The sequence below is a fragment of the Sulfurimonas lithotrophica genome, assembly GCF_009258225.1.
Classification (GTDB): Bacteria; Campylobacterota; Campylobacteria; order Campylobacterales; family Sulfurimonadaceae; genus Sulfurimonas; species Sulfurimonas lithotrophica.
Genome location: NZ_CP043617.1, coordinates 2,186,846 through 2,207,948 on the forward strand (window position 1 = coordinate 2,186,846; position 21,103 = coordinate 2,207,948).

Genomic DNA, 21,103 nt, shown 5'->3' on the forward strand with positions numbered 1-21,103 from the left:
CTTAAAACAACAGTTCCTCTGTAGCTTTAACTTCTTGTTCTACTCTTGGCGGTTTAGAAATATCGCTAAAGTATTCTTTTCTTTTTCCGACTTTTACTTCTACTATTCCATCAGGTACGTCAAATTTTCTTTTTATTTGAGGATACAGTTTTAAAAGTGAATCATAGTACATTTTAAATGCAGGTCCTGCTATTTTACCACCAGTTTCCCATCTATGCATCGGAGAATTGTCGTCATTTCCAAACCATACTATGGTTTGAATCGTCGGGGAATATCCTGCAAACCAACCATCTACATTATTATTTGTAGTACCTGTTTTTCCTGCAAGTTCAATCCCCCAAGCTTTTGCACGGCGACCCGTACCACGGTTAACAACATCACGCAAAATAGACGTCATTATAAATGCTTGCGTAGGCTCGGTTATAAACCTTGTTATCTCTTGACGCTCATATACGACATCACCGTTTTTTTCTATAGACGAAATTAGACTAGGTTCTATCTGTATGCCGTCATTTGCAAAAGAAGAATAGTATTTTGCAAGTTGAAGCGGAGATAAAGAGATTGTACCAAGAGAGACTGATAAATCCCTAGGAAGATTCTCTATACCAAACTTATCAAGCTGTGTTAAAAGCTGGTTTAATCCTATCTCGTTTACAAGGTTGATCGTAGCAAGGTTTCTTGAGTGTACAAGTGCTTCGCGAAGAGATATTAAACCTTTATAGTTTTTCTCATAGTTTTTCGGCTTCCACATTAACTCTTCGCCGTCTTTTTCATACTTGTATGTACGCGAAACATCTACAAGTTTAGTAGCACCCGAATACCCTAAATCTATACCCACTTGATATATAAAAGGCTTAAAGGCAGACCCCGGCTGACGTCTTCCCTGCGTGGCACGATTATATGAACTTTTTTCATAATCGGTACTTCCGACCATCGCGAGTATATTTCCTGTTTTTGCTTCAAGTGAAACAAGTGCACCGTTTAGAAGTGTAGTATTTGTCTCGGGTGCTACTTCCCAAGTAGGGTCTTTTGCAAGAATCTCCTGATCTTTGATTTTATATTCTTCTATTCTCTCCAAAGACATCTCATAAGCTTTTTTAACAGCTTCACGGGCAACTTCTTGAAGTCTTAAATCTACGGTAGTATAAACTTTATAACCACCGCTTTTGATATCTTCCATACCTTCTTTTAACATTCTGCGGACAACTTCATCAACAATAAAAGGTGCTTGATTCTGAGTCAGGGTATCATCATAAACTTCCGGATTTCTAGCTATCTCTTCTTGGTAGGTCACTTCATCAATCCAGCCTAAGACCTTCATACGTTTTAGTACGCGGTTAGCTCTGCCCATAGATATTTCATAATTTTTAGTCGGTGCATATGTACTAGGTGCTTTTGGTAACCCTACCAATACGGCTATCTCTTTTAGTGTTAAATCTTCTAAACGCTTATGAAAGTAGCCATCCGCCGCTGTTTTGATTCCGTAATAACCGTGACCGAAATAAATCTCGTTTAGATATCTCTCTAAAATCTGCTCTTTTGTCAGATGACGTTCAAGCTTTAGCGAGTAAATAGCTTCTTTAATTTTACGGGAGAGTTTTTTCTCACGTGTAAGCAGTACGTTTTTTACAAGTTGTTGTGTTATCGTACTTGCACCCTCAACCGCACGACCTGCTTTTAAAACCTTTATGGCTGCACGAAAAATAGCATCTATATTTATGCCCGGATGCTCAAAGAAAGATGTATCTTCTATAGCTACAAGAGCTTCTACGACATGAGGCGGTATCTCTTCAAAGGGTGCATAGTATCTATGCTTTTTATCAAAAAGGTTTGCTATTTTATTTCCGTCTTTGTCGTATATTATTGTTGTTTGCTTAGGGTTATAGTTTATTAAAGATGATATATCATAGGTAGAGACTTGTAAAAAGTATCCAAGTACCAAAAACGGAGTTAAAAATCCCAGTATCAGTATAGTATATATTATATTTTTGAAACTAATGTTTCTCATTTCCTAAAGTCCCTGTTTGCAAAATTTGCTTCGATTAAAGTTTGTGTATATTTTTCTTTTGGTGATTGTAAAATATCTTGCATTTTACCATATTCAACCATACTTCCGTCTTTTATAACGCATATATCCTCACATAAACTCTTTGCCGAGTTCATATCATGTGTTACGAATAATATTTTAAATTCATACTCTTTTTGAAGCTCTTTGAGTAGATCTAAAATTAAAATTCTAGTATTTGGGTCAAGTGCGGTTGTGGGTTCATCCAACATCAAGAGTTTAGGATCGCCCTCTAACGCCATAGCTATAACCACGCGTTGGAGTTGTCCACCCGATAACTCAGGGGGAAACCTCTCTTGTAAAGATGCATCTAAACCTACGTGTTCAAACAACTCATCAACTCTCTCCTGTGAGGTAAAAAACTGCTTTTTTATTTTTGTAAGCGGAGAGAGTGCCGTAAAAGGATTTTGCGGAACAAACCCGAGTGTCTTACCTGCTACTAATTCAAAGTCTGCATCTATACTAAGCTCTTTTGTCATTGTGTTTGGAAGCATATTTAGAAGTGCTTTAATACTTAAAGACTTTCCGCTACCACTCTGACCTACCAATGCCAATGATGATTTAATTTCAAATCCAATATCTACTAAAGTTTTATCGTTTAAATCTATTTTGAGTTTGTTGATTTTCATTAGAGATATTTTATCTTATTTGACCTAATAGTTGGTTATCAGAATCTCTTTTGTAGAGTCTGCTTCTTTATTTTTTGCCTGATAATTACAGTTATGATAAGTATAAGTTAGATGATTTACCTTATATTTTTTGCTCCACTTTAGTAAAAGCTCATTTGTTTTGCCCTTATTTTCAAATACGTTTGAGAGTGCAAACTTCACGCCTTTTGCATCTAAAGCATCCATGTAGTCTAAAAGTTCTTGTTCTTTAGCTTCACCCCAACCGCCGTTTTCATTGTAAGCCGCCAAAGTTGCAAGATACGGCGGGTCTATATATACAAATGAGTCTTTTGAGACAGATATATCTTTAAAATCTTTACTGCTAAAAGAGATGTTTAGATTATTTAACCTATCTATAAAAAGTTCTAAGTTCTTTCTCATGTTTTTATTAAAATCTCTTTTGTTTACGGGTGTATTAAACTCGCCCTTGGAGTTAAAACGGATTTGGTTGTTAAATGCAAAAACCAAAGTCGTATAGAACATAAGAGGAGTTTTGTTTTTGTTGTAATCGTTTCTTAGTTTCTCATACGCTTTTTTGTTATAAGCCCCGACACCTTTAGATGAGTTTGTTTTGTACTTATCGTAACCGTATTTTGAAGTGTTTGAGAGTCCGTAAGAATCTATAATAGCATCTATCTGCTCTACCAGCTTGTTTGCATCTGATGCTTTAAAAAACTCATACAGATTTATAATATCCGTATTTATATCGTTTGCGATTATTCTTTTTGCATCTACATTTACAGCTACGTTGCATCCGCCTGCAAACAGATCCACAAAAGTATCAATTTTATCTGGGAAAAGCGGGGTTATCTGTTTTAAAAGCTTGTGCTTTCCGCCTGTGTAGTTTAGGGGAGATTTTAAAAAATTCATAACTTCCCATCCGTAAAGTTTTTTACAATATTTGGAATAGCCCTTAACCACTCATCAGAACTATTTATATTTTCATCATCTTTTAACTCTACTACACTTTCTAAAAAACTCTGAAATCTTATATGAACAAAACCTTTGTTGTCTTCTTTTAAAAGTTTTATATACTCTAAAATATCTATGATTTGGGTTATCGTCAAAGGGATTATTTTTTGCTTTTTTCCTTCATACTCATACTTAAGTGAAAACCAAAAAGTATTTATTGTATCTCTGTGCATCTGAGGTGCTACAAATATACAATAGTTCTCTTTAGATGACTTATCTTCAAAATCCCTAAAGTGTCTCATAACAGGCTGACCTTCATTATGCCACTGGTCACGTCCCGTTAGCATCGTAACCTCACAGATGCTATTAAAAGATTCATAATAACACTCAATATCTGGCTTATTTGCAGGGGCTGTAAATATAAAATCGCCATCGTCACCAAGCAACGAATTCGGCTTTATCTCTTTTGCATCGTTGATTATATTTAAAGCCATAGTTATATACTTCTCTAACGCTATGCTTGGTTTTAAATCTAAAGTCCTGATATTTTTTAATGAATCTATTGTCTCATCAATTTTAGATATATCTTGCAGTTGAATTTTTAAAACCTGTTTTAAAAGTAACTTTCTGTACTCTCTTAATCTATTTATCTCTTGTTCTTCAAATTGTTTCAAAGTTAAACTTGGTTCTCTTAATTTAACAGATGCCAAAAACAGTGTATGGCTTTTTTTAGATAAGTTATTCTCTCTAAATATTTTATCAATATCTCTAACCAAATCATTATATATTTCATTTAGATTTTTTGCATTTTCCCAAGGTAGTTGCGGTAAATTTATATTCGATATATAATCTATATATTCATCTTTTGTAAATTTTTCTGCACTTCCATCATATGTTTTTAAAAGTGTTTCTATCTCAACTTTTCTTCTTGGTTCCAAGTCTATATAGTATCCACCGCCGCGAATATAAATAAGACGTGTCAAACGAAAATACCTTATGGTATTATCTGCATAATCACTTAGATTTTCTATATTTACAAAGTCATATAAAAATTGCTCTTTAAAGGCTTCTATAAACTCTTTTTTTAATTTATACTCTTTTATACTTTCTGTTCTTTGCCTAAACTCTAATAGCTGCTCTGCCTGTGAATCAAGTTCTTTATAGTGTGTCAGTGTCTGAGCAAATATCTCAAACTCAACCCTTGAAATCCCTTTTTCTTTTAGCCCTTTTTCACTGCATAACTCATTTACTCTTTTAATAAGATGCAAGGTTAATATAAAAGGTTTTAAATCATATATTGTATTATCGGAGAACTCTCTATCTACGGGATTTGGATACTGCCATTTTAAAAAACTTCTAAAAAAAAGCTCCCCTAAGTCATAATTGTCGCTTAAAAGATACTCACCCAAAGAGGTTATTTTTATCTTTCTATCTTTTATAGTCGCTAACCCCATCTTTTCAAGTGTTTTATACGAGTTTCTGCCTCGCATAGAAGCACCGACATAGTTTTTTGACTCAAATATATCTTTTGCATCTTCCATTGAGATTTTTTTGTTTATATCTTCAAGCAAGTCTATATGTTCTGACGATAGTCCGTTATAAAACTGGGTATTTCCATATCCGTAGTATCTGTTTTTAATAAGTCTTATTTGAAACTCTAACTGTGCATCTTTATTCCAGATACAACCCTGCATCTCTTTTAGAGTAATTAGAAAGTTTCTTAACCTTTCAGGGTTTCTAAGAGTAGTTGATATAGACCAGACTTTTTTCAATTTTTTCTCTCATCAGAAATATTTTTTTTATTTTCAATAATAACATCTCCATTGAAATCAGAATAATCTAAAACTATATCTTCATTGTTATACATATCTGAAACTATATTAACAGCCTCTTCTTCTGAACTAGCTTCAACAGTAATTGTTTTTGACAAAACTTCTGTTATATTTATTTCATACTTCATATTATTTTAACCTATATTTTCCTCGACTTACAAACTCAAGATAATCTCTATCTCTAAGCAATTGAAGTTGTTGTCTTATTTTTGCTTGAATATTATTATTTTTTGGATGTCTTATTTTTAAATATTTTTCAAATTTGTACATATCATTAAGTGTAAAACTATTCTCATTAATTTTTTCAATACACATGATTATATCAATTATCCAACTTTTTGACTGGATGTCAGATGATTGTCTTAAAAAATTAGTTTTATTCCACTCTTCTAATACTTTATCTTTACTTTGTATTTCACCATTTTCGATATAAGATATTTTACCGCTATTTGGAATACTGGATATATCAATATTACACATAAAATAGTTAGGTCTATTCGGTATGCCTTTTTTTCTTTTTATAATCATTTCCGGAACAAACATATAACCCGGTGTTGCTACGAAATTTATTATTTTATGTGTATCCTTTTCATAATTTAAAAAGAAAAAATTTGGACTACTATCACTAGTAATTCTCTCAATCATAGTATCATATGCCCCATCGGCAACAATCTTACCGAGTGAATTACCTTTTTTACTTTTTAATTCATAATCCTCACTGCATTTTAAACAAAAGAAATCTGCCACAGGTTTATTATTTTTATATTCGCTTACATTATCTCCACATTTAGGACAATATATATTTTCATTTACCCAGTTTTCAGTCAATACCCTTATCTTTTGTGAATTGTTTTTATATCCATCGCTTAAAGCAGAATATAAATTTAAATTCATTTAATAACCTTCACAAAAAACACCCTCTCTTTATTGTCGGCGTGTTCACTCTTGCCCGTTGTAAATGCTTTGTAATCTTTCTCATAAACCTTAACTTCGCCACGCTTTGACATAGATTTTATAATATCCTCGTCACTTATTTTAGCATTGCTTCTATCGTTTCCGCGTTTTGCCATGTTGTTATATGAGAGGAGCATATATTTACATTTTGCATTGACTACCAAGTCATCAAAACTCTCTGCCGCACTACGTTTTGAATATTCGCTTTTTATCTTGCTTCTGTCAAACTTTTTGGCTACTCCAAACACCTCCGGCTTTTGCCAAAGAGATAGATTTTCAAGCAGGTGGTAAGCGTCACAGTATTGTCTGGAATTATACGGCGGATCCATATACAAGACATCACATTCTATATCGCGTATAAGCATATTCGCATCTGTGTTGTGAACTTCGTTTAGAGCATTTTTTTCATTGTCTATATCTAGCATCTTCATCTCAAAACTCTGTTCACGTATCTCTTTTTTTATGTATGCATCGTAGTGTCCTACGGTATTTGCGATGCGGTCTATTGCATAGTTTAGAGAAGTGATAAGTATATGTTTTTCTTTGAGATTTATTGCATCGGATATATATAGTTTTTTAATCTCTTGACGAATAAAACCTATCTTTTTTGCCACCTCATCAGAAAAGTAACGCCCACCAAAATTTTTAGAAAAGTAGTTTGCTTTTGTAGGAGTAGATGCATTAAATTCAGCTATGTAGTTTAGTACCTTTTTTTCATCATAATCTTCATCGTTTAAAAAAGCGTTTAGTGAGATGAAGTTTTGGTAAAGCAGATCGTTTGAGATGATTTTCTTGTCTTTAGCGTTAAAGTATTCACCTACAACCCCGGTACCTGAGAATATATCGCACAAAGAGTCAAACTCCCCAACTTCGCTTTGGATTATCTCATCTATAAAAGGCAAAATGCTATTTTTATTTCCTAAGTATCTGCGTTGTGAAATTTTATACAAACCAAATCATCCTATTTTTTTTTAAATATATTGCAATTTGCAATTTTTTTAGATAATTTTAGCCAATTTTTTACACAGAGAGATTAAGTCGCTCTCACTCTCGCCCAGTCTTGCTATAAGACGTACTATCGCTTTTGGGACGGTCGGTTGGCGTATAGCTCCTATTGCATAATCCTCTTTTTGCATAAGCTCTTTTATATCCATCACTTTTTTATTGTCGTTTATGATTATCGGCACTATTAAACCATCTACGCTGATGCCAAGTTCACGCTGTATTATCATCTTACGAAGGTTTATCTCGCCAAGTAAGATCTCTCTGTTTTCTCTGATATATTCAAGAGATTTATGCGCTAAGAGAGTATCATAAAGGGAGAGTGCCGTCGCGTAGATTATAGGTTTTGCACGGTTTATAAGATAATCTATAATGTGAGCAGATGCGAGTATATATGCACCGAATCCACCATATGCTTTTCCAAGTGTACCCATCTTTATATGATTTGGTTTTGGAGTGATTTTGTACAAATCAAACACACCCATAAGTCTCTCCCCCACAACTCCGCTGCTGTGAGCTTCATCTACTATAAGTATGGCGTCTTGTGCATCTGCTATCTCAAAAACTTCCCTATCGCACAAATCCCCATCCATAGAGTAGATGCCCTCAACAGCTATTATCTTTCTTTTTGCATCTGAGTGCTCACGTAAGAGTCTTTGTAAATCTTGCATATCGTTATGTTTAAAAAAGACTACACTTACATGTTCAAGCTGTGTAGCCAGCACACCTGATGCATGGTAAAGCTCATCCATAAACAGCATATCGCCTTTACGACAAAGCGCTTCTATCATCGCTATATTTGCGTTAAATCCGCTTCCAACAACTACCGCATCTTCAAAGTTGTTTGCTTCGCAAAGTGCTACTTCGAAATCTTTATGCACTTGATGGTAACCGTTTACAAGTAAAGATGCTTTAGCAGAATGTGAAGGCAGTTTTTCCAGCTCTTGAGAGGTTGCTTTATGAAGCTCTTTGTTATGTGCAAGCCCTAAGTAGTCATTAGATGCAAAGTCTTTTAACGCGGCATCTACAACTTTTCTCTCTCTGTATCTGAGTGATTTTTTTAAAGCTTTTAGTTCATTTTCATAGTACATCATTTAACAACTACCATATTTCGTCCACCGTTTTTTGCTTCATATAAAGCGTCATCTACTCTTTTAAGTATGCTGTCAACATCTTCATTTTCAATATACTGACTAACTCCAAAACTTACAGTTATAGGAACAACCTCTTTATGCTCTTCTACACCTATTCTTAATTTTTCAGCTATCTTTTGAGCATCACTCTTAGCCGAATACGGTAACAGTATAACAAACTCTTCACCGCCGATTCTGCAAAAAATATCACTCTCCCTTAACATAGACGATATAAATCTGGTATATTCAATAAGCACATCGTCCCCCACTTTATGACCGTACTTGTCATTTATACGCTTAAAATAATCGATATCAAACATAACAATAGATAATGGATGTTTATACCTCATGCAGTTATATATTTCATCATTTATCTTTGTGTGAAAGTATCTACGGTTTCCGATGCCCGTAAGCATATCCGTTATACTCCAGTTTTCAAGTTGATGTTTATAATGTTCTTCATTTGTAATATCTGAAAACACTACACTGTAGTAGTTGTCTTCTTTTGAAATGAGTACGGCATTTAACATAAAGTAGTAAGTTTCATCTGCATATTTTATCTTAACTTTATTTATGGATTTTTGATTTTTAACTATATAATCTATCCATGTCAAACCTTTTACGGTTTTACCTATATACTCGCCTTCTTCAATAAAAAAATCGCATACACATTCATGTTCTTGTCTAAATTCCTCTAAGGAATTGTACTTATTAAAATAAGTAAAAAACATCTTATTTGCATCAACTATATATTTGCCGTCGTTTACCATCACTATATTTCTTGAAGAATCGATTATACTTTTATAATAAACCTTTTGTTTTCTCATAAGGTAAAACAAACTTATATTTATAATCCCTGCAACCACCATAATGCCTATAAGTCCAAGTGCAATCCATTTAAATACAAAAAAATCCAAGTCCACCGTAGGTATATTTTTTATATTTTTAGACATAATATAGTAACCTATTAGTTCTTTATCTATAGATTCAAGCTTATAAGTCGTAACCAAATTATTTTGGATTATTTTATATGTCTGAGAGTAAAACTCTTTAATGTCGGTATTTTTTAAATACTTTTGCATATAAAGCGGTGCATCGAAATTTGCTATATAATACTCATCTACAAATATATTTGTATAAGGATATTTTAGCTGTTTGGTATATTTTTTATCCAAAACTACCATAGAATCCACATCAAATTTTTTCATCTGTTTTTCTATAGAATTAAAATGCGATATAACTTCTAAAGCACCTACTATCTCTTTATCTTCAAAAATCGGCACTATAGCTTTTATAGACAAATCGAACTTACCGACACTAATAGAGTATATAACTTCCTTTTTATTTATGGCATCTGCGATATCTTTTCTTATATCTCTAAGATTATCCCCTTTTTTATCCGTCCAGCTTCTATACAAGGAGTTTAAGTTTTTATCTATAATTTGAATCCAAATATTTTTATACAGTGTATTTTTCCTAAATTTAGCACTTAAATTTTTATAATACTTGTCTGATATATTTTTACTTTTTATATTTTGCGCCAAAAATCCATCACCTGCCAACGCTATGGCTATCGCTACCGTGGCTTTTTGCTTGGAGAGTATCATTTCGGATACTCTTTTTTGCATAAGTTTTGCTTGGGTGTCGTACCTTTGATTTTTTAGTTCGTATTTTTTTGTATTTACAAAATCAACATATACCCACCCACCGTATAACAGTAACATAATAACACCGATAATAGTTAGATACACTTTTTCGATTTTAATGGAACACCCCCTCTATATAACTTATTGTATCAACATATACATTTATCTTATATAAAACGTTTTAGAACTAATTATTTCCTGTTAAAATATTAAAATTTAACCGTTGACTTAACAGTTTTTGTGTACAATGTAATTAATTGGGGATTTGGCATATATTATGAAACTATTAATTTTTTTACTTTTTATTACATCTTTGTATGCAGGCGAGAAAATCGTTTTACAACTAAAATGGCTACATCAGTTTCAGTTTGCGGGATATTATGCTGCAAAGGAAAAAGGTTTTTACAACGAGCTTGGACTTGATGTCGAGATACGGGAGAGAGACAGAAGTAAAAATAATATAGAACAAGTTATAAACGGTGAAGCCCAGTACGGCATAGCAGACTCTATACTATTTTTATACAGATCTAAAAAAGAACCCTTAGTTATAGTTACACCGATATTTCAACATACTCCAAATGTCATATTGACTCTAAAAAGCAGCGATATCGACTCTCCGTATAAACTAAATAATAAAAAATTGCTATTTTATAAAAAAGATACCGACGGCTTTGGAATATTAGCTATGTTTGAACACCTAGGTGTAAAACCGTATTTAGATAGAACCAAAGATAAAAAAAGTTATGAAGCACTGATGAAACACGAAGTAGATGCTTATACGGGATACCTCAGTAATGAACCTTTTTATTTTAAAGAAAAAGGGATGGATATAAATATCATTAACCCCGCAAATTACGGTTTAGATTTATACGGGGATATGCTTTTTACAAACAAAGATGAAGCAACAAAACATCCCGAAAGAGTAAAAAAATTTAAAGAAGCAACAATAAAAGGTTGGTATTATGCATTGGAGCACAAAGATGAGATGATTAAAATCATCAAATCCAAGTATGCAAAAAACAAATCTATAAAGCACTTAAGATATGAAGCAGATGCCCTAGAAGAGATAATCCAACGCAAATCAATTCCCATCGGAACACTTGACAAAGGTCGCATTAGATACACGCTTGAACTTTATAAAGACCATGGCTTAATAGAAAATGAGATTGACGTGGATGATTATATTTTTGATTCTTTTAATAAAAAAATAGACAAAAACACTATTTTAAACTCTAAAGAAAATGATTACCTAAAAAAGAAAAAAGTAATCAAGATGTGTATAGACCCGGACTGGATGCCTTTTGAGAAAAACGATAGAGGAAAACACATCGGTATGACTGCCGAATATAAACAAATCTTGGAAAAAGAGATAGGTATCCCTATAGAGGTGGTTCAAACAAAAACCTGGCAGGATTCTTTAAAATTCGGTAAAGAGAGAAAATGTGATATTTTTTCCCTTGTAATGCCTACGAAAGAGAGACTAAAGTACTTAGATTTTTCTACGCCGTATTTAAAAATACCATTAGTAATAGTAACAAACATTGATGAGTTTTTTATAAACGACATCTCATCCGTTACGAATAAAAAAATAGGTGTCGTTGACGGTTATGCATACGGTGAAATACTAAGAGAAAAATACCCTAAAATGAACTTAGTCAAATTAAAAAATCTTAAAGACGGGCTTGAAAAAGTTAGAAACAAAGAACTTTTTGGTTTTATAGGGACATTGGCAACTACGGGTTACCATATTCAAAAAAATTATATCGGGGAGCTAAAAATAGCAGGCAAATTTGATGAAAAATGGGAACTTGGTATTGGTACGAGAAACGACGAACCTATATTAAAGAGTATATTTGACAAAGCGATAAAGCAGATATCTTTAAAAAAACATCAAGAAATTCTTAACAAATGGATATCGGTTAAATATGAACAAGAGATGGATTATAAACCGATATTAAAGTGGGCACTTGGCATCTCTTTTGTTTTTATTATTGTTTTGTTATTTATATTAAGAATAAACAGAAAATTAAACCTTGAAATAAGAAGCCGTAAAGAAACGGAGAGAAAACTCCAAGAACTCTCTATAACGGATGAGTTGACCACCCTTTATAACAGAAGATATTTTAATATTATATTTACAAAACTGCTAAACAGTGCAAAACGCGATAATCATAATATTTGTTTTGCATTAATGGATATCGATTTCTTTAAACCGTATAACGATACATATGGGCATATTATGGGAGACAAAGCCTTGCGGGATGTTTCTAGATGCATCAAAGACTCTCTCTCAAGAGCAGATGATTATTGTTTTAGACTAGGCGGAGAGGAGTTTGCAATACTCTTTAAAGGCTTATCAAAAGAACAAGCAACAAAACTCATCAAAGGCATTAAACAGAATATAGAAGATTTAAAAATTGAACATAAGAAAAACGGTGCAAGTCAGTATTTAACCGCATCCTTTGGGTTAGTTGTCAAAGATGCAAAAGAGGTTAAAAATGAAAATGAGTTATATAGAGAAGCAGATGCACTTTTATACAAAGCAAAAGAGAACGGAAGAAATAAAGTATGCGTTAACGACGAGACCGTTTAGAGTTTTGTTGATAAACTTATTTCATTCAGAAGTTGTTGAGCATTACTTATTGATAATCCGGACTTTGAGCAAGCACTATTAAATGTTTCTTTATTCTTTAAAAGCCTTATCAATACATTTAGTCGGAATGTTTGAGAAATATTTATTATATTTATTGGCAAATTTTCTCCTTATATTTTATTTTTTATTGGTTGCGGAAGTTGGATTTGAACCAACGGCCTTTGGGTTATGAGCCCAACGAGCTACCGAACTGCTCTATTCCGCGATAAGACGTAGTATTATTTGTAGATATCTAGATTTGGACAGAGATTTCTCTGTCCCTTGATGCTATTAAAGCGCCGTTACGTTTTCAGCCTGTGGACCTTTTTCGCCTTGACCTATTTCAAAAGTAACTTTTTGACCGTCATTAAGAGATACACGATCATAACCGTTACTATTTATTTGACGATAGTGTACGAATACATCTTTACCACCGTTTTCTTGTTCGATAAAACCGAAACCTTTATCTGAATTGAACCATTTAACGGTTCCGTTTATTTGAGTTGCCATTGCAATTCCTTTTGTTGTTAATACATATCATTTCTGAGATGCTCAAAATTATAAAGTGGAGTGTTTTTCTGTTGGGAGGTTAATACTGTAAACTGTAAGTAAGCAATAAAAATCTTGCCTTAGATGAAACTCTAAATCATCATTCGATAAAAGAAGTATAGCTGAATAAATATATAATAGCAAGTTTTTGTATTAGTCCATAACATACGGCACTGAGGATTAGTTTAAATAAAAACTTTTAATAAGTCCGTATTTAAGCCCATAGCCGTTGACTCATAACCTCTTACCTCTTTTATATACTTTTTACAAAAGCCCTCGACCATACAGGCTCCTGCTTTTCCTCGCCAGTCTCCGCTAGCCATATATCTGTCCAAATCTTCTAGGTTAAACTCGTAAAATATATAATCGGTTGAAGATATATCTATGATTTTTTTGCCAACATCTTCATAAATCATACAAGTTATAATAGAAGTAATATTTCCGCTTTGGGTCATCAGTATATTTCGTGCATCGTCTTCGCATCTGGCTTTGCGTAAAATTTGATTTTGGCTTGTAACCACCGTATCTGCCACCAAAAGCGGATAATCTTCTATACCAAATTCTCTTCTATTTACCTCGTACTTTCCGTGTGTAGCCTGATATACAAAATTTTTAGGGCTAGATGCAATTATGGAATCTTCATCAAAATCAACAGACTCTTGAATAAAACCAATGCCTGCATCTTTTAAAAGTTTTGCACGCGTCTCAGAGGCGGATGCTAAACGCAACATTTTTTATATTTCCTTCCGCTGCCGCACGGACAAGCCTCATTTCTCTGTATTTTTGTATTAAAAAGTTCTCCGCTGTCGTAAAGCCATTCTCCATCTACTTTTACAAACTTGCTTCTTTCATGTAAAACGCCTAAAACATCATTATCTTTATAATAAGCTTTAAACTCAACTTCATCATCTTTTGCATCTAATATATCTAATTTTAACCACTCTATATTTTCATAACCGCTCATGTCTGAAGATATTTTTTTTGTCGTTGTTCTTGCAAGATACTCTCCATCCCTTCGGACAAAGGCATCATAGCGGCTTTTCATCAACTCCAAAGGAGTTTCTATCTTTTTCATACATATCCCTAAAATTTATAAAAGCTTATGATACACTATAACAAATTAAATTCTAAATAATAATTTCTTGGTTATAATAAACACAAATGAGCACTTTTTGTTTAGGGGGAAACTAATATTGATTCAAATTAATCATCTCTTTATATCTGCCCAAAAACTAGTAAAAATCTTAAATGAAAAAAACATAGATTTAAAAAGTAACAAAATATTAATTCAGATTTTTACTTCTGTTTTAGATGAAACAATCATTGAGTCCAATTTAAAATCAATTTTAAAAGAACTTCCAAACGCACATATCATAGGTTCAACTACATCAGGAGAGATTATAGATGCACAGATGAGTGAAGATAACTTTTTTTTATCCATATCTATTTTTAAAAATACCTCAATAAAATCTATCCACAAAATAGAAAAAGACTCATATGAACTCGGAGAACAAGTATCAAAAGAGCTTTTTGACAAAAAACCTTGCAAATGTATTATAAGTTTTTGTGACGGTATAAAACATAACGGCGAAGAATATCTAAAAGCCTTAAATAAAAAAAATATAGATGAAGCCGTTTTAGCCGGCGGCATGGCAGCTGATATGCAAAGATTTACAAAAACTTATACTATCCATCAGGATAAAGTTTTTCAAGGCGGTGCCGTAGCCGTTGCACTGTATGGAGATGATTTGGATGTGTATCAGGATTATAATCTTGGCTGGCGTGCAGTAGGTCCGAAGTTTACAATAACAAAATCAAAAGGACCAAGGGTTTATGAGATAAATAATAAACCGATAGAAAAGCTGTATGAAGAAGTTTTAGGATTGGAAGTTGTAAAAAATATTCCAAACTCAACCATTGAATTTCCGCTTATAAAAAAAGAAGCAGATACTTATATCGCACGTTCTATGATCTCTAAACTTGATGATTCCATCGTCTATGCGGGTAATTTACATGAGGGGGAAGAGGTACAGTTTGGAATAGGAAGTTCGGCTTTAGCAAACAGATACGATTTTTCTAAAAACGTGAATTTTAACAAAAACAATATTCAGGCATCGTTTATATACTCATGTACGGCACGGAAACAATTTTTGGGTAAGTCAATGGAGACTACGTTTAGAAAAATAGCTCAGCTTTCGCCAAGTTCGGGTTTTTTTACTTACGGGGAATTTTATAGATCAAAAGAACCCTCTTTTTTAAACATAACCACAACTATAGTTTTTTTATCCGAGAGAAGTGATTTAGACAATATGAGTAGTGTAAAAATTTCAAATACACCGCATCAAAAGTCATTAACCGAAGATGCTACCTTTAATCTTATAGATTATATTTCAAAAGAGTTACAGCATAATGAAAAGATTTTAAAAGAATACTTTAAAGCAATGGACAGCAACCTTATAATATCAAAAATTGATTTAGATGGAAATATTACCTATGCCAATAAGAAGTTCTCTTTAGTAAGCGGATATTCAAATGAAGAACTTGTAGGACAGTCATACAGTATAATAAAGCATCCGGACGTCCCCAAAAAGCTATATACGGATATATTAGAAAATGCCAAAAATACCAATATTTGGTCTGCAAACATAGCTAATATGGCAAAAGACGGTTCAACATATTATGTAAAAAGTACCATTATTTCGATACACGACGAAGATGGAAAAACTTATGAATATATGTCTATAAAAGAGGATATTACTGAACTTATTCTTACACAAAAAGCATACCAAAAAGAGAAAGACTTCTCGGAAATACTTCTAAATACATCACAAAATATTATCATAGTTATAAAAAACGATGCTATCTATAAAACCAACGATACTTTTTATAAATATTTTGATTTCAAAGATATAGACGACTTTAAATCTAAACATAACTGTATTTGCGAACTTGCCCTAAAAAGAGAAGGTTATATTCAAGAGATGATAAATAGTAAAAAATGGTATGAAGTTATCAGTCAAAACAAAGATACGGTTTATAAGATGCTATTTAAAACAAAAGACTCTAAAGAAAGAGCATTTTCCGTAAGTTCGGATGTTATAACAATCGATAATGAAACTTTGATAGTTAGTTCTTTTAGTGATATCACGGAAGTTGAAAACGCAAGGATGCAGGCTGAATCTGCAGAACAGCTAATGTCTAGATTTTTGGCAAATATGTCCCATGAGATACGTACGCCTATGAATGGAATTATAGGTTTTTCAGACCTTTTATTAAACACAAAACTAAATAAAACCCAAAAAAAATATTCAGAAATTATCAATAACTCTGCGAACTCACTCCTAAATATCATAAACGCAATATTGGATTTTTCTAAACTGCAAAGTCACAATATTGAACTCGATATTATACCTATAGATATAGTAGAGATTATAGAGGATATATACAATCTTTTAAAATTTACCGCAGATAGAAAAGCGATAAAATTAACTCAAAGTATAGATAAAAACTTACGTAAAAATGTCTATTTTGATTCTACAAGACTAAAGCAAGTTATTACAAACCTTGTTTCCAATGCCATTAAGTTTACCGATGCAGGCGGCCGTGTTACTATATCTTTAGATGTATTGGAATCTTTAACCCACGCCCAAAAAGTAAGAATAGCTGTAAGTGACACAGGTATCGGTATAGCACAAGAAAATATAGGCAAAATCTTTTCAGCCTTCAAACAAGAAGATACTTCAACTACCAGAAAATACGGTGGAACAGGTCTAGGGTTATCGATATCAAAAGATTTGGTTGATATATTTGACTCAGAGCTTAAAGTTGAATCAGAGCTCGATAAAGGAAGTACTTTTTTCTTTGACTTATATCTTGAAACTTCTGATGAAACAGAGAACAAAACAGCTCAAACAGAAACTAAAAACACCGATGCAAAACCTGATGCCAAAGATATGTCTGTTTTAGTCGTAGATGACTCAAACGTCAATATAATTTTGATGAAATCTATTTTAGAGGAGTATAAAATCTCCGTAGATACGGCATATGACGGAGAAGAAGCTATAAATAAAGTTAAAAACAAAACTTATGATATTGTTTTTATGGATATAAATATGCCTACAATGGGTGGGATGGATGCAACAAAAATAATCAGAGAGTTTAATAAAAATATAAAAATCGTAGCCTTGACTGCAAATGTCATAGAGGGTGATAAAAAACGCTTTATGGATGCGGGTATGGATGATTATCTATCAAAACCATTGGTCATAAGCGAGCTTGAACGTGTATTGTTCGGGTTTAATTTTGATGAATTTTTTCAGACAACTAAAGAAGCTGTTTCACTGGGTGATGAAGTCATATTTAAGCTATACGATTCTATTTTGGAAGTAGCTTCGGAAATAGTAGAAGAGATTAAAAAAGCTATAGAGAACTCAGATTTTAAAACTATACAAAATGCTGCACACAAACTAAAAGGTGCATCTAGTTCACTGAGGTTAAACTACATAAACGAAATATCTAAAACAATGGAAGAGGATGCAGTAGCGGAATTAGACAGAAACTTCCAAGCAGAATTAAATAAAATCGAGAAATTTTTTAGACTTTTTAAAAAAAGTCTAGAACAGGCAAAAACCTCTAAAGATTAAAAAATGCTTGAGAGATAAGAACCTAAAAAGATTGCAATAAGACCTAAAAAAATATTTGTCGGAACTTGATACTTGCCGATAAATCCAAGTTGGGATTTTGCCAAAACCATATCCCCGTTTTTGATAGCTTTTTCAGCACGGTTTCTTCTTTTTATCATAACTATAAGGTTTATAAACATAACAGCCCAAATAGCCTCTTTTGCGTGTGCAAAAATCGCATAATCACTGCTTGATAACGAATATGCCTTTATCATTATAAATGCAGTAATAAACAGTAGTACTACAAAAGGAAGCACTATCGCAAAAAGTTTTTTCAGTGCGAGCGAGATATGTTCTAATCTTTTTAGAGGTGATTCAATCTGCATAAAAGATGGATGGGCCGCATAACGCATAGCTATCATACCTCCAACCCAGATTACACCGCTGATTACATGAATAAAAAGTATAAAAACTTTGTACTCTGCAAAAAAATCAGACATCTATGAAAGAGCCTCTGTAATGAACTTAAGTGAAGCCTCTTTAGCTTCAGGAAGTTTAGTTTTGTCTTTTCCACCTGCTTGTGCAAAGTCAGGACGACCACCGCCGCCACCACCTAAAATAGGTGCAATCTGCTTAATCCAATCACCCGCTTTAGCATTTGCATCTTTAACACCTGCAGCTATTAGAACTTTATCGCCTTTTACCTGGAAAAGCATTGCACAAAGTTTATCGTTTTGATTTTTAAGCTCATCTATTTTTTCTTTGATGTCGCCGTTTGGATACTCTTCAACTACAACAGCTACACCGTTTATCTCTGAAGCTGTTATCTCAACTTTAGCAGACTCTTGAGCTTCTTTTACTTCTACTTTTAGCTCTTCAATAGTTGATTTAAGTCTGTTTATACCGGCAATTACGTCAAGATTTTTAACTTCGGATTCTACTTGTTTAAGCAACATTCTTTGCTCACAAAAGTGCTCATATGCAGCACGCCCTACAACAGCCTCTATACGTCTGACACCGGCACTTACACCACTCTCTTTTGTGATTATAAAACTACCTATAGATGCAGTGTTGCCAACATGCACACCACCGCAAAGCTCAATAGATGCATCTTCAAAACTCACAACACGCACATCGTCACCGTATTTCTCACCAAACTGAGCTTTAGCCCCGCTCTCTCTTGCACGATCTATATCCATGACTTCTGTTTTTGCATCTATACCGCGAGCGATAATAGCATTTACACGCTGTTCTATCTCGGCAAGTTCTGAATGTTCCAAGGCTTTAGGGTGTGAGAAATCAAAACGTAAACGATTTGCTTCGTTTAATGAACCCGCTTGTGATATATGATCACCCAGTACATCAAAAAGTACGGCATGAAGCAAGTGAGTAGCCGAATGGTGTTTTGTAATCTCTTGACGCGATATATCAACATGGCTATCTACAACGGTTGAAACTTTTAACTCTTTAGTTACCTCTATTTGAGATAAGTTAAGTCCGAAGAATTTTTTAGTGTCTAGTACTTTTGCAAAACCTTCTAACTCTCCAGTATCTCCGACTTGTCCACCGCTCTCAGCATAAAAAGGAGTGATATCTAAAAGAACCCAGCCTTTTTCACCCTCGGTTAATGAGCCTGTTATTTTAAAATCCGCATCTAAAAGTGCTTGAACTTCACCGGAATGGCTTGTAAATTCATAACCTACAAAAGTGTTCTCGCCAAAATTTTCTAACAATACTTTAAAGTCACCGTGAGTATCTGCATCTCCACTGCCTTTCCAAGCAGCTTTTGCACGAGTTCTTTGCTCATTCATAAGAGAGTCAAACTTATCTGCATCTAGCTTTAAGTTATGGCTTTTTAACATATCTTCAGTCAAATCAAGAGGGAATCCGAATGTATCGTAAAGTTTAAATGCAACCTCACCGCTAAATACGTCTTTTGTATTTTCTAGTTCATCTTCAAATAAAGCTATACCGCTCTCAATAGTTTTGAAAAATCTTGCTTCTTCAAGTTCTATCTGCTCCTTAACCGCATCTGATTTTTCACTTAAATATGCATATTCCTTACCCATAATACTAACTAAAGTATCAACAAGTTTATACATAAACGGTTTTCTAAAACCAAGCAGATAACCGTGACGAACCGCACGTCTTAATATACGTCTTAAAACATAACCACGCCCTTCGTTTGAGAAGTTGATGCCTTGAGAAAGCAAAAATACTGCTGTACGGATATGATCGGCTATAACACGGTAACTCGCACCGCTTTCATACTCATACTCTTTTCCTATAAGTTCTTCAACTTTACGGATAATAGGCATAAACAAAGATGAACCGTAGTTTGAGAGTGCTCCCTCTTTAATAGCTACTACACGCTCTAGTCCCATTCCCGTATCGATAGAAGGTTTTGCAAGTGGAATACGCTCTCCACCTTTTTCTTTAACTTCATATTGCATAAATACAAGGTTCCAAATTTCTAAAAATCTGTCACCTTCTCCGCCCATTTTATCCTCAGGGCCGTTGAAATGCTCTTTACCTTGGTCATAAAAAATTTCAGAACAAGGTCCACAAGGTCCGGTATCTCCCATAGACCAAAAGTTATCTTCATCCCCAAGACGCATAATACGCTCTAGCGGTACGTGCTTTTGCCATAACTTTTCTGCTTCATCGTCACTCTCATGCACGGTTACCCATAGCTTCTCCACGGGAAGTTCTAAAACTTCTGTGATAAATTCCCATGAATAATCGATAACTTCTTCTTTAAAATAATCCCCAAAACTAAAATTACCCAACATTTCAAAAAAAGTATGATGACGTGCAGTATGACCTACGTTTTCTAGGTCATTATGCTTCCCCCCGGCTCTCAAACATGTTTGACACGATGTAGCACGTGGATTAGACGGTGTCGGAACTTCCCCTGTAAATATAGACTTAAACGGTACCATACCCGCATTATTAAACAAAAGTGTTGCATCTTCAGGAACAAGTGGTGCGGATGCAACTCTTTGATGATTTTTTGATTCAAAAAATTTTAAAAACTCTTCTCTGATATCCATATATTATTTCCTAACTATAACCGCATTGTAAAATT

At 33.5% G+C, this 21,103-nt stretch carries 16 protein-coding genes and 1 tRNA gene; 2 read left to right on the forward strand and 15 right to left on the reverse strand.

The genetic code is table 11. From position 1 onward, the window contains the following. Position 1 precedes the first annotated feature (1 nt). From FJR48_RS10915 to FJR48_RS10955, 9 genes are read right to left on the reverse strand one after another with little or no spacing between them, the layout of a single operon-like run. Positions 2-2,008 (reverse strand): penicillin-binding protein 1A, encoded by a 2,007-nt coding sequence (locus tag FJR48_RS10915; RefSeq protein ID WP_152308160.1) that lies wholly within the window; start codon positions 2,006-2,008, stop codon positions 2-4. After that, positions 2,005-2,694: an ATP-binding cassette domain-containing protein gene (locus FJR48_RS10920; protein WP_152308161.1), complete on the reverse strand. Its 690-nt coding sequence runs from the start codon at positions 2,692-2,694 to the stop codon at positions 2,005-2,007. Before FJR48_RS10920 ends, FJR48_RS10915 begins: the two co-directional genes overlap by 4 nt. 24 nt (positions 2,695-2,718) lie before the next feature. Further along, positions 2,719-3,603 (reverse strand): DNA adenine methylase, encoded by an 885-nt coding sequence (locus FJR48_RS10925; protein WP_152308162.1) that lies wholly within the window; start codon positions 3,601-3,603, stop codon positions 2,719-2,721. Beyond that, entirely contained in the window at positions 3,600-5,417 is a 1,818-nt protein-coding gene (locus FJR48_RS10930) for an AlwI family type II restriction endonuclease (RefSeq protein ID WP_152308163.1), read from the reverse strand. Before FJR48_RS10930 ends, FJR48_RS10925 begins: the two co-directional genes overlap by 4 nt. Then, positions 5,414-5,605: a DpnD/PcfM family protein gene (locus FJR48_RS10935; RefSeq protein ID WP_152308164.1), complete on the reverse strand. Its 192-nt coding sequence runs from the start codon at positions 5,603-5,605 to the stop codon at positions 5,414-5,416. The genes FJR48_RS10930 and FJR48_RS10935 overlap by 4 nt, the downstream gene beginning before the upstream one ends. 1 nt (position 5,606) lies before the next feature. Then, entirely contained in the window at positions 5,607-6,371 is a 765-nt protein-coding gene (locus tag FJR48_RS10940) for a DpnI domain-containing protein (protein WP_152308165.1), read from the reverse strand. Next, positions 6,368-7,381, reverse strand: a complete 1,014-nt coding sequence (locus tag FJR48_RS10945; RefSeq protein WP_152308166.1) for a DNA adenine methylase — start codon at positions 7,379-7,381, stop codon at positions 6,368-6,370. The genes FJR48_RS10940 and FJR48_RS10945 overlap by 4 nt, the downstream gene beginning before the upstream one ends. A gap of 48 nt (positions 7,382-7,429) precedes the next feature. Next, a complete protein-coding gene (locus tag FJR48_RS10950; protein ID WP_152308442.1) occupies positions 7,430-8,524 on the reverse strand; it encodes an aminotransferase class I/II-fold pyridoxal phosphate-dependent enzyme in 1,095 nt (364 codons plus the stop codon). Next, positions 8,524-10,290 (reverse strand): sensor domain-containing diguanylate cyclase, encoded by a 1,767-nt coding sequence (locus FJR48_RS10955; RefSeq protein WP_152308167.1) that lies wholly within the window; start codon positions 10,288-10,290, stop codon positions 8,524-8,526. The genes FJR48_RS10950 and FJR48_RS10955 overlap by 1 nt, the downstream gene beginning before the upstream one ends. A 199-nt stretch (positions 10,291-10,489) precedes the next feature. On the opposite strand from FJR48_RS10955, the gene FJR48_RS10960 reads away from it, so the two are divergent. Continuing rightward, positions 10,490-12,805 (forward strand): diguanylate cyclase, encoded by a 2,316-nt coding sequence (locus FJR48_RS10960; protein WP_152308168.1) that lies wholly within the window; start codon positions 10,490-10,492, stop codon positions 12,803-12,805. Positions 12,806-12,993: 188 nt separating this feature from the next. Here FJR48_RS10960 and FJR48_RS10965 read toward each other — a convergent pair. The 4 genes from FJR48_RS10965 to FJR48_RS10980 all read right to left on the reverse strand — a co-directional run bounded on the left by FJR48_RS10965 (position 12,994) and on the right by FJR48_RS10980 (position 14,468). Continuing rightward, positions 12,994-13,070: transfer RNA gene (locus FJR48_RS10965), tRNA-Met, on the reverse strand. Positions 13,071-13,135: 65 nt separating this feature from the next. Beyond that, on the reverse strand, positions 13,136-13,354 hold the full coding sequence (locus tag FJR48_RS10970; RefSeq protein ID WP_152308169.1) for a cold-shock protein: 219 nt from the start codon (positions 13,352-13,354) through the stop codon (positions 13,136-13,138). A gap of 224 nt (positions 13,355-13,578) precedes the next feature. Next, a complete protein-coding gene (gene maf / locus FJR48_RS10975; protein WP_152308170.1) occupies positions 13,579-14,124 on the reverse strand; it encodes a septum formation inhibitor Maf in 546 nt (181 codons plus the stop codon). After that, entirely contained in the window at positions 14,112-14,468 is a 357-nt protein-coding gene (locus FJR48_RS10980) for a YchJ family protein (protein ID WP_152308171.1), read from the reverse strand. The genes maf and FJR48_RS10980 overlap by 13 nt, the downstream gene beginning before the upstream one ends. Positions 14,469-14,586: 118 nt before the next feature. On the opposite strand from FJR48_RS10980, the gene FJR48_RS10985 reads away from it, so the two are divergent. Further along, on the forward strand, positions 14,587-18,036 hold the full coding sequence (locus FJR48_RS10985; protein ID WP_152308172.1) for an FIST N-terminal domain-containing protein: 3,450 nt from the start codon (positions 14,587-14,589) through the stop codon (positions 18,034-18,036). Here the strand turns inward: FJR48_RS10985 and FJR48_RS10990 are convergent. Then, a complete protein-coding gene (locus FJR48_RS10990; RefSeq protein WP_152308173.1) occupies positions 18,033-18,515 on the reverse strand; it encodes a hypothetical protein in 483 nt (160 codons plus the stop codon). The genes FJR48_RS10985 and FJR48_RS10990 overlap by 4 nt on opposite strands. Beyond that, on the reverse strand, positions 18,516-21,068 hold the full coding sequence (gene alaS / locus FJR48_RS10995) for an alanine--tRNA ligase (protein WP_152308174.1): 2,553 nt from the start codon (positions 21,066-21,068) through the stop codon (positions 18,516-18,518). Positions 21,069-21,103 lie beyond the last annotated feature (35 nt).

Coding starts and splice junctions, on each gene's coding strand:
- FJR48_RS10950 (WP_152308442.1), bottom strand. CDS start 8,524: ATGTACTATGAAAATGAACTAAAAGCTTTAAAAAAATCACTCAGATAC.
- maf (WP_152308170.1), bottom strand. CDS start 14,124: ATGTTGCGTTTAGCATCCGCCTCTGAGACGCGTGCAAAACTTTTAAAA.
- alaS (WP_152308174.1), bottom strand. CDS start 21,068: ATGGATATCAGAGAAGAGTTTTTAAAATTTTTTGAATCAAAAAATCAT.
- FJR48_RS10940 (WP_152308165.1), bottom strand. CDS start 6,371: ATGAATTTAAATTTATATTCTGCTTTAAGCGATGGATATAAAAACAAT.
- FJR48_RS10955 (WP_152308167.1), bottom strand. CDS start 10,290: ATGTTACTGTTATACGGTGGGTGGGTATATGTTGATTTTGTAAATACA.
- FJR48_RS10935 (WP_152308164.1), bottom strand. CDS start 5,605: ATGAAGTATGAAATAAATATAACAGAAGTTTTGTCAAAAACAATTACT.
- FJR48_RS10990 (WP_152308173.1), bottom strand. CDS start 18,515: ATGTCTGATTTTTTTGCAGAGTACAAAGTTTTTATACTTTTTATTCAT.
- FJR48_RS10920 (WP_152308161.1), bottom strand. CDS start 2,694: ATGAAAATCAACAAACTCAAAATAGATTTAAACGATAAAACTTTAGTA.
- FJR48_RS10960 (WP_152308168.1), top strand. CDS start 10,490: ATGAAACTATTAATTTTTTTACTTTTTATTACATCTTTGTATGCAGGC.
- FJR48_RS10970 (WP_152308169.1), bottom strand. CDS start 13,354: ATGGCAACTCAAATAAACGGAACCGTTAAATGGTTCAATTCAGATAAA.
- FJR48_RS10925 (WP_152308162.1), bottom strand. CDS start 3,603: ATGAATTTTTTAAAATCTCCCCTAAACTACACAGGCGGAAAGCACAAG.
- FJR48_RS10980 (WP_152308171.1), bottom strand. CDS start 14,468: ATGAAAAAGATAGAAACTCCTTTGGAGTTGATGAAAAGCCGCTATGAT.
- FJR48_RS10915 (WP_152308160.1), bottom strand. CDS start 2,008: ATGAGAAACATTAGTTTCAAAAATATAATATATACTATACTGATACTG.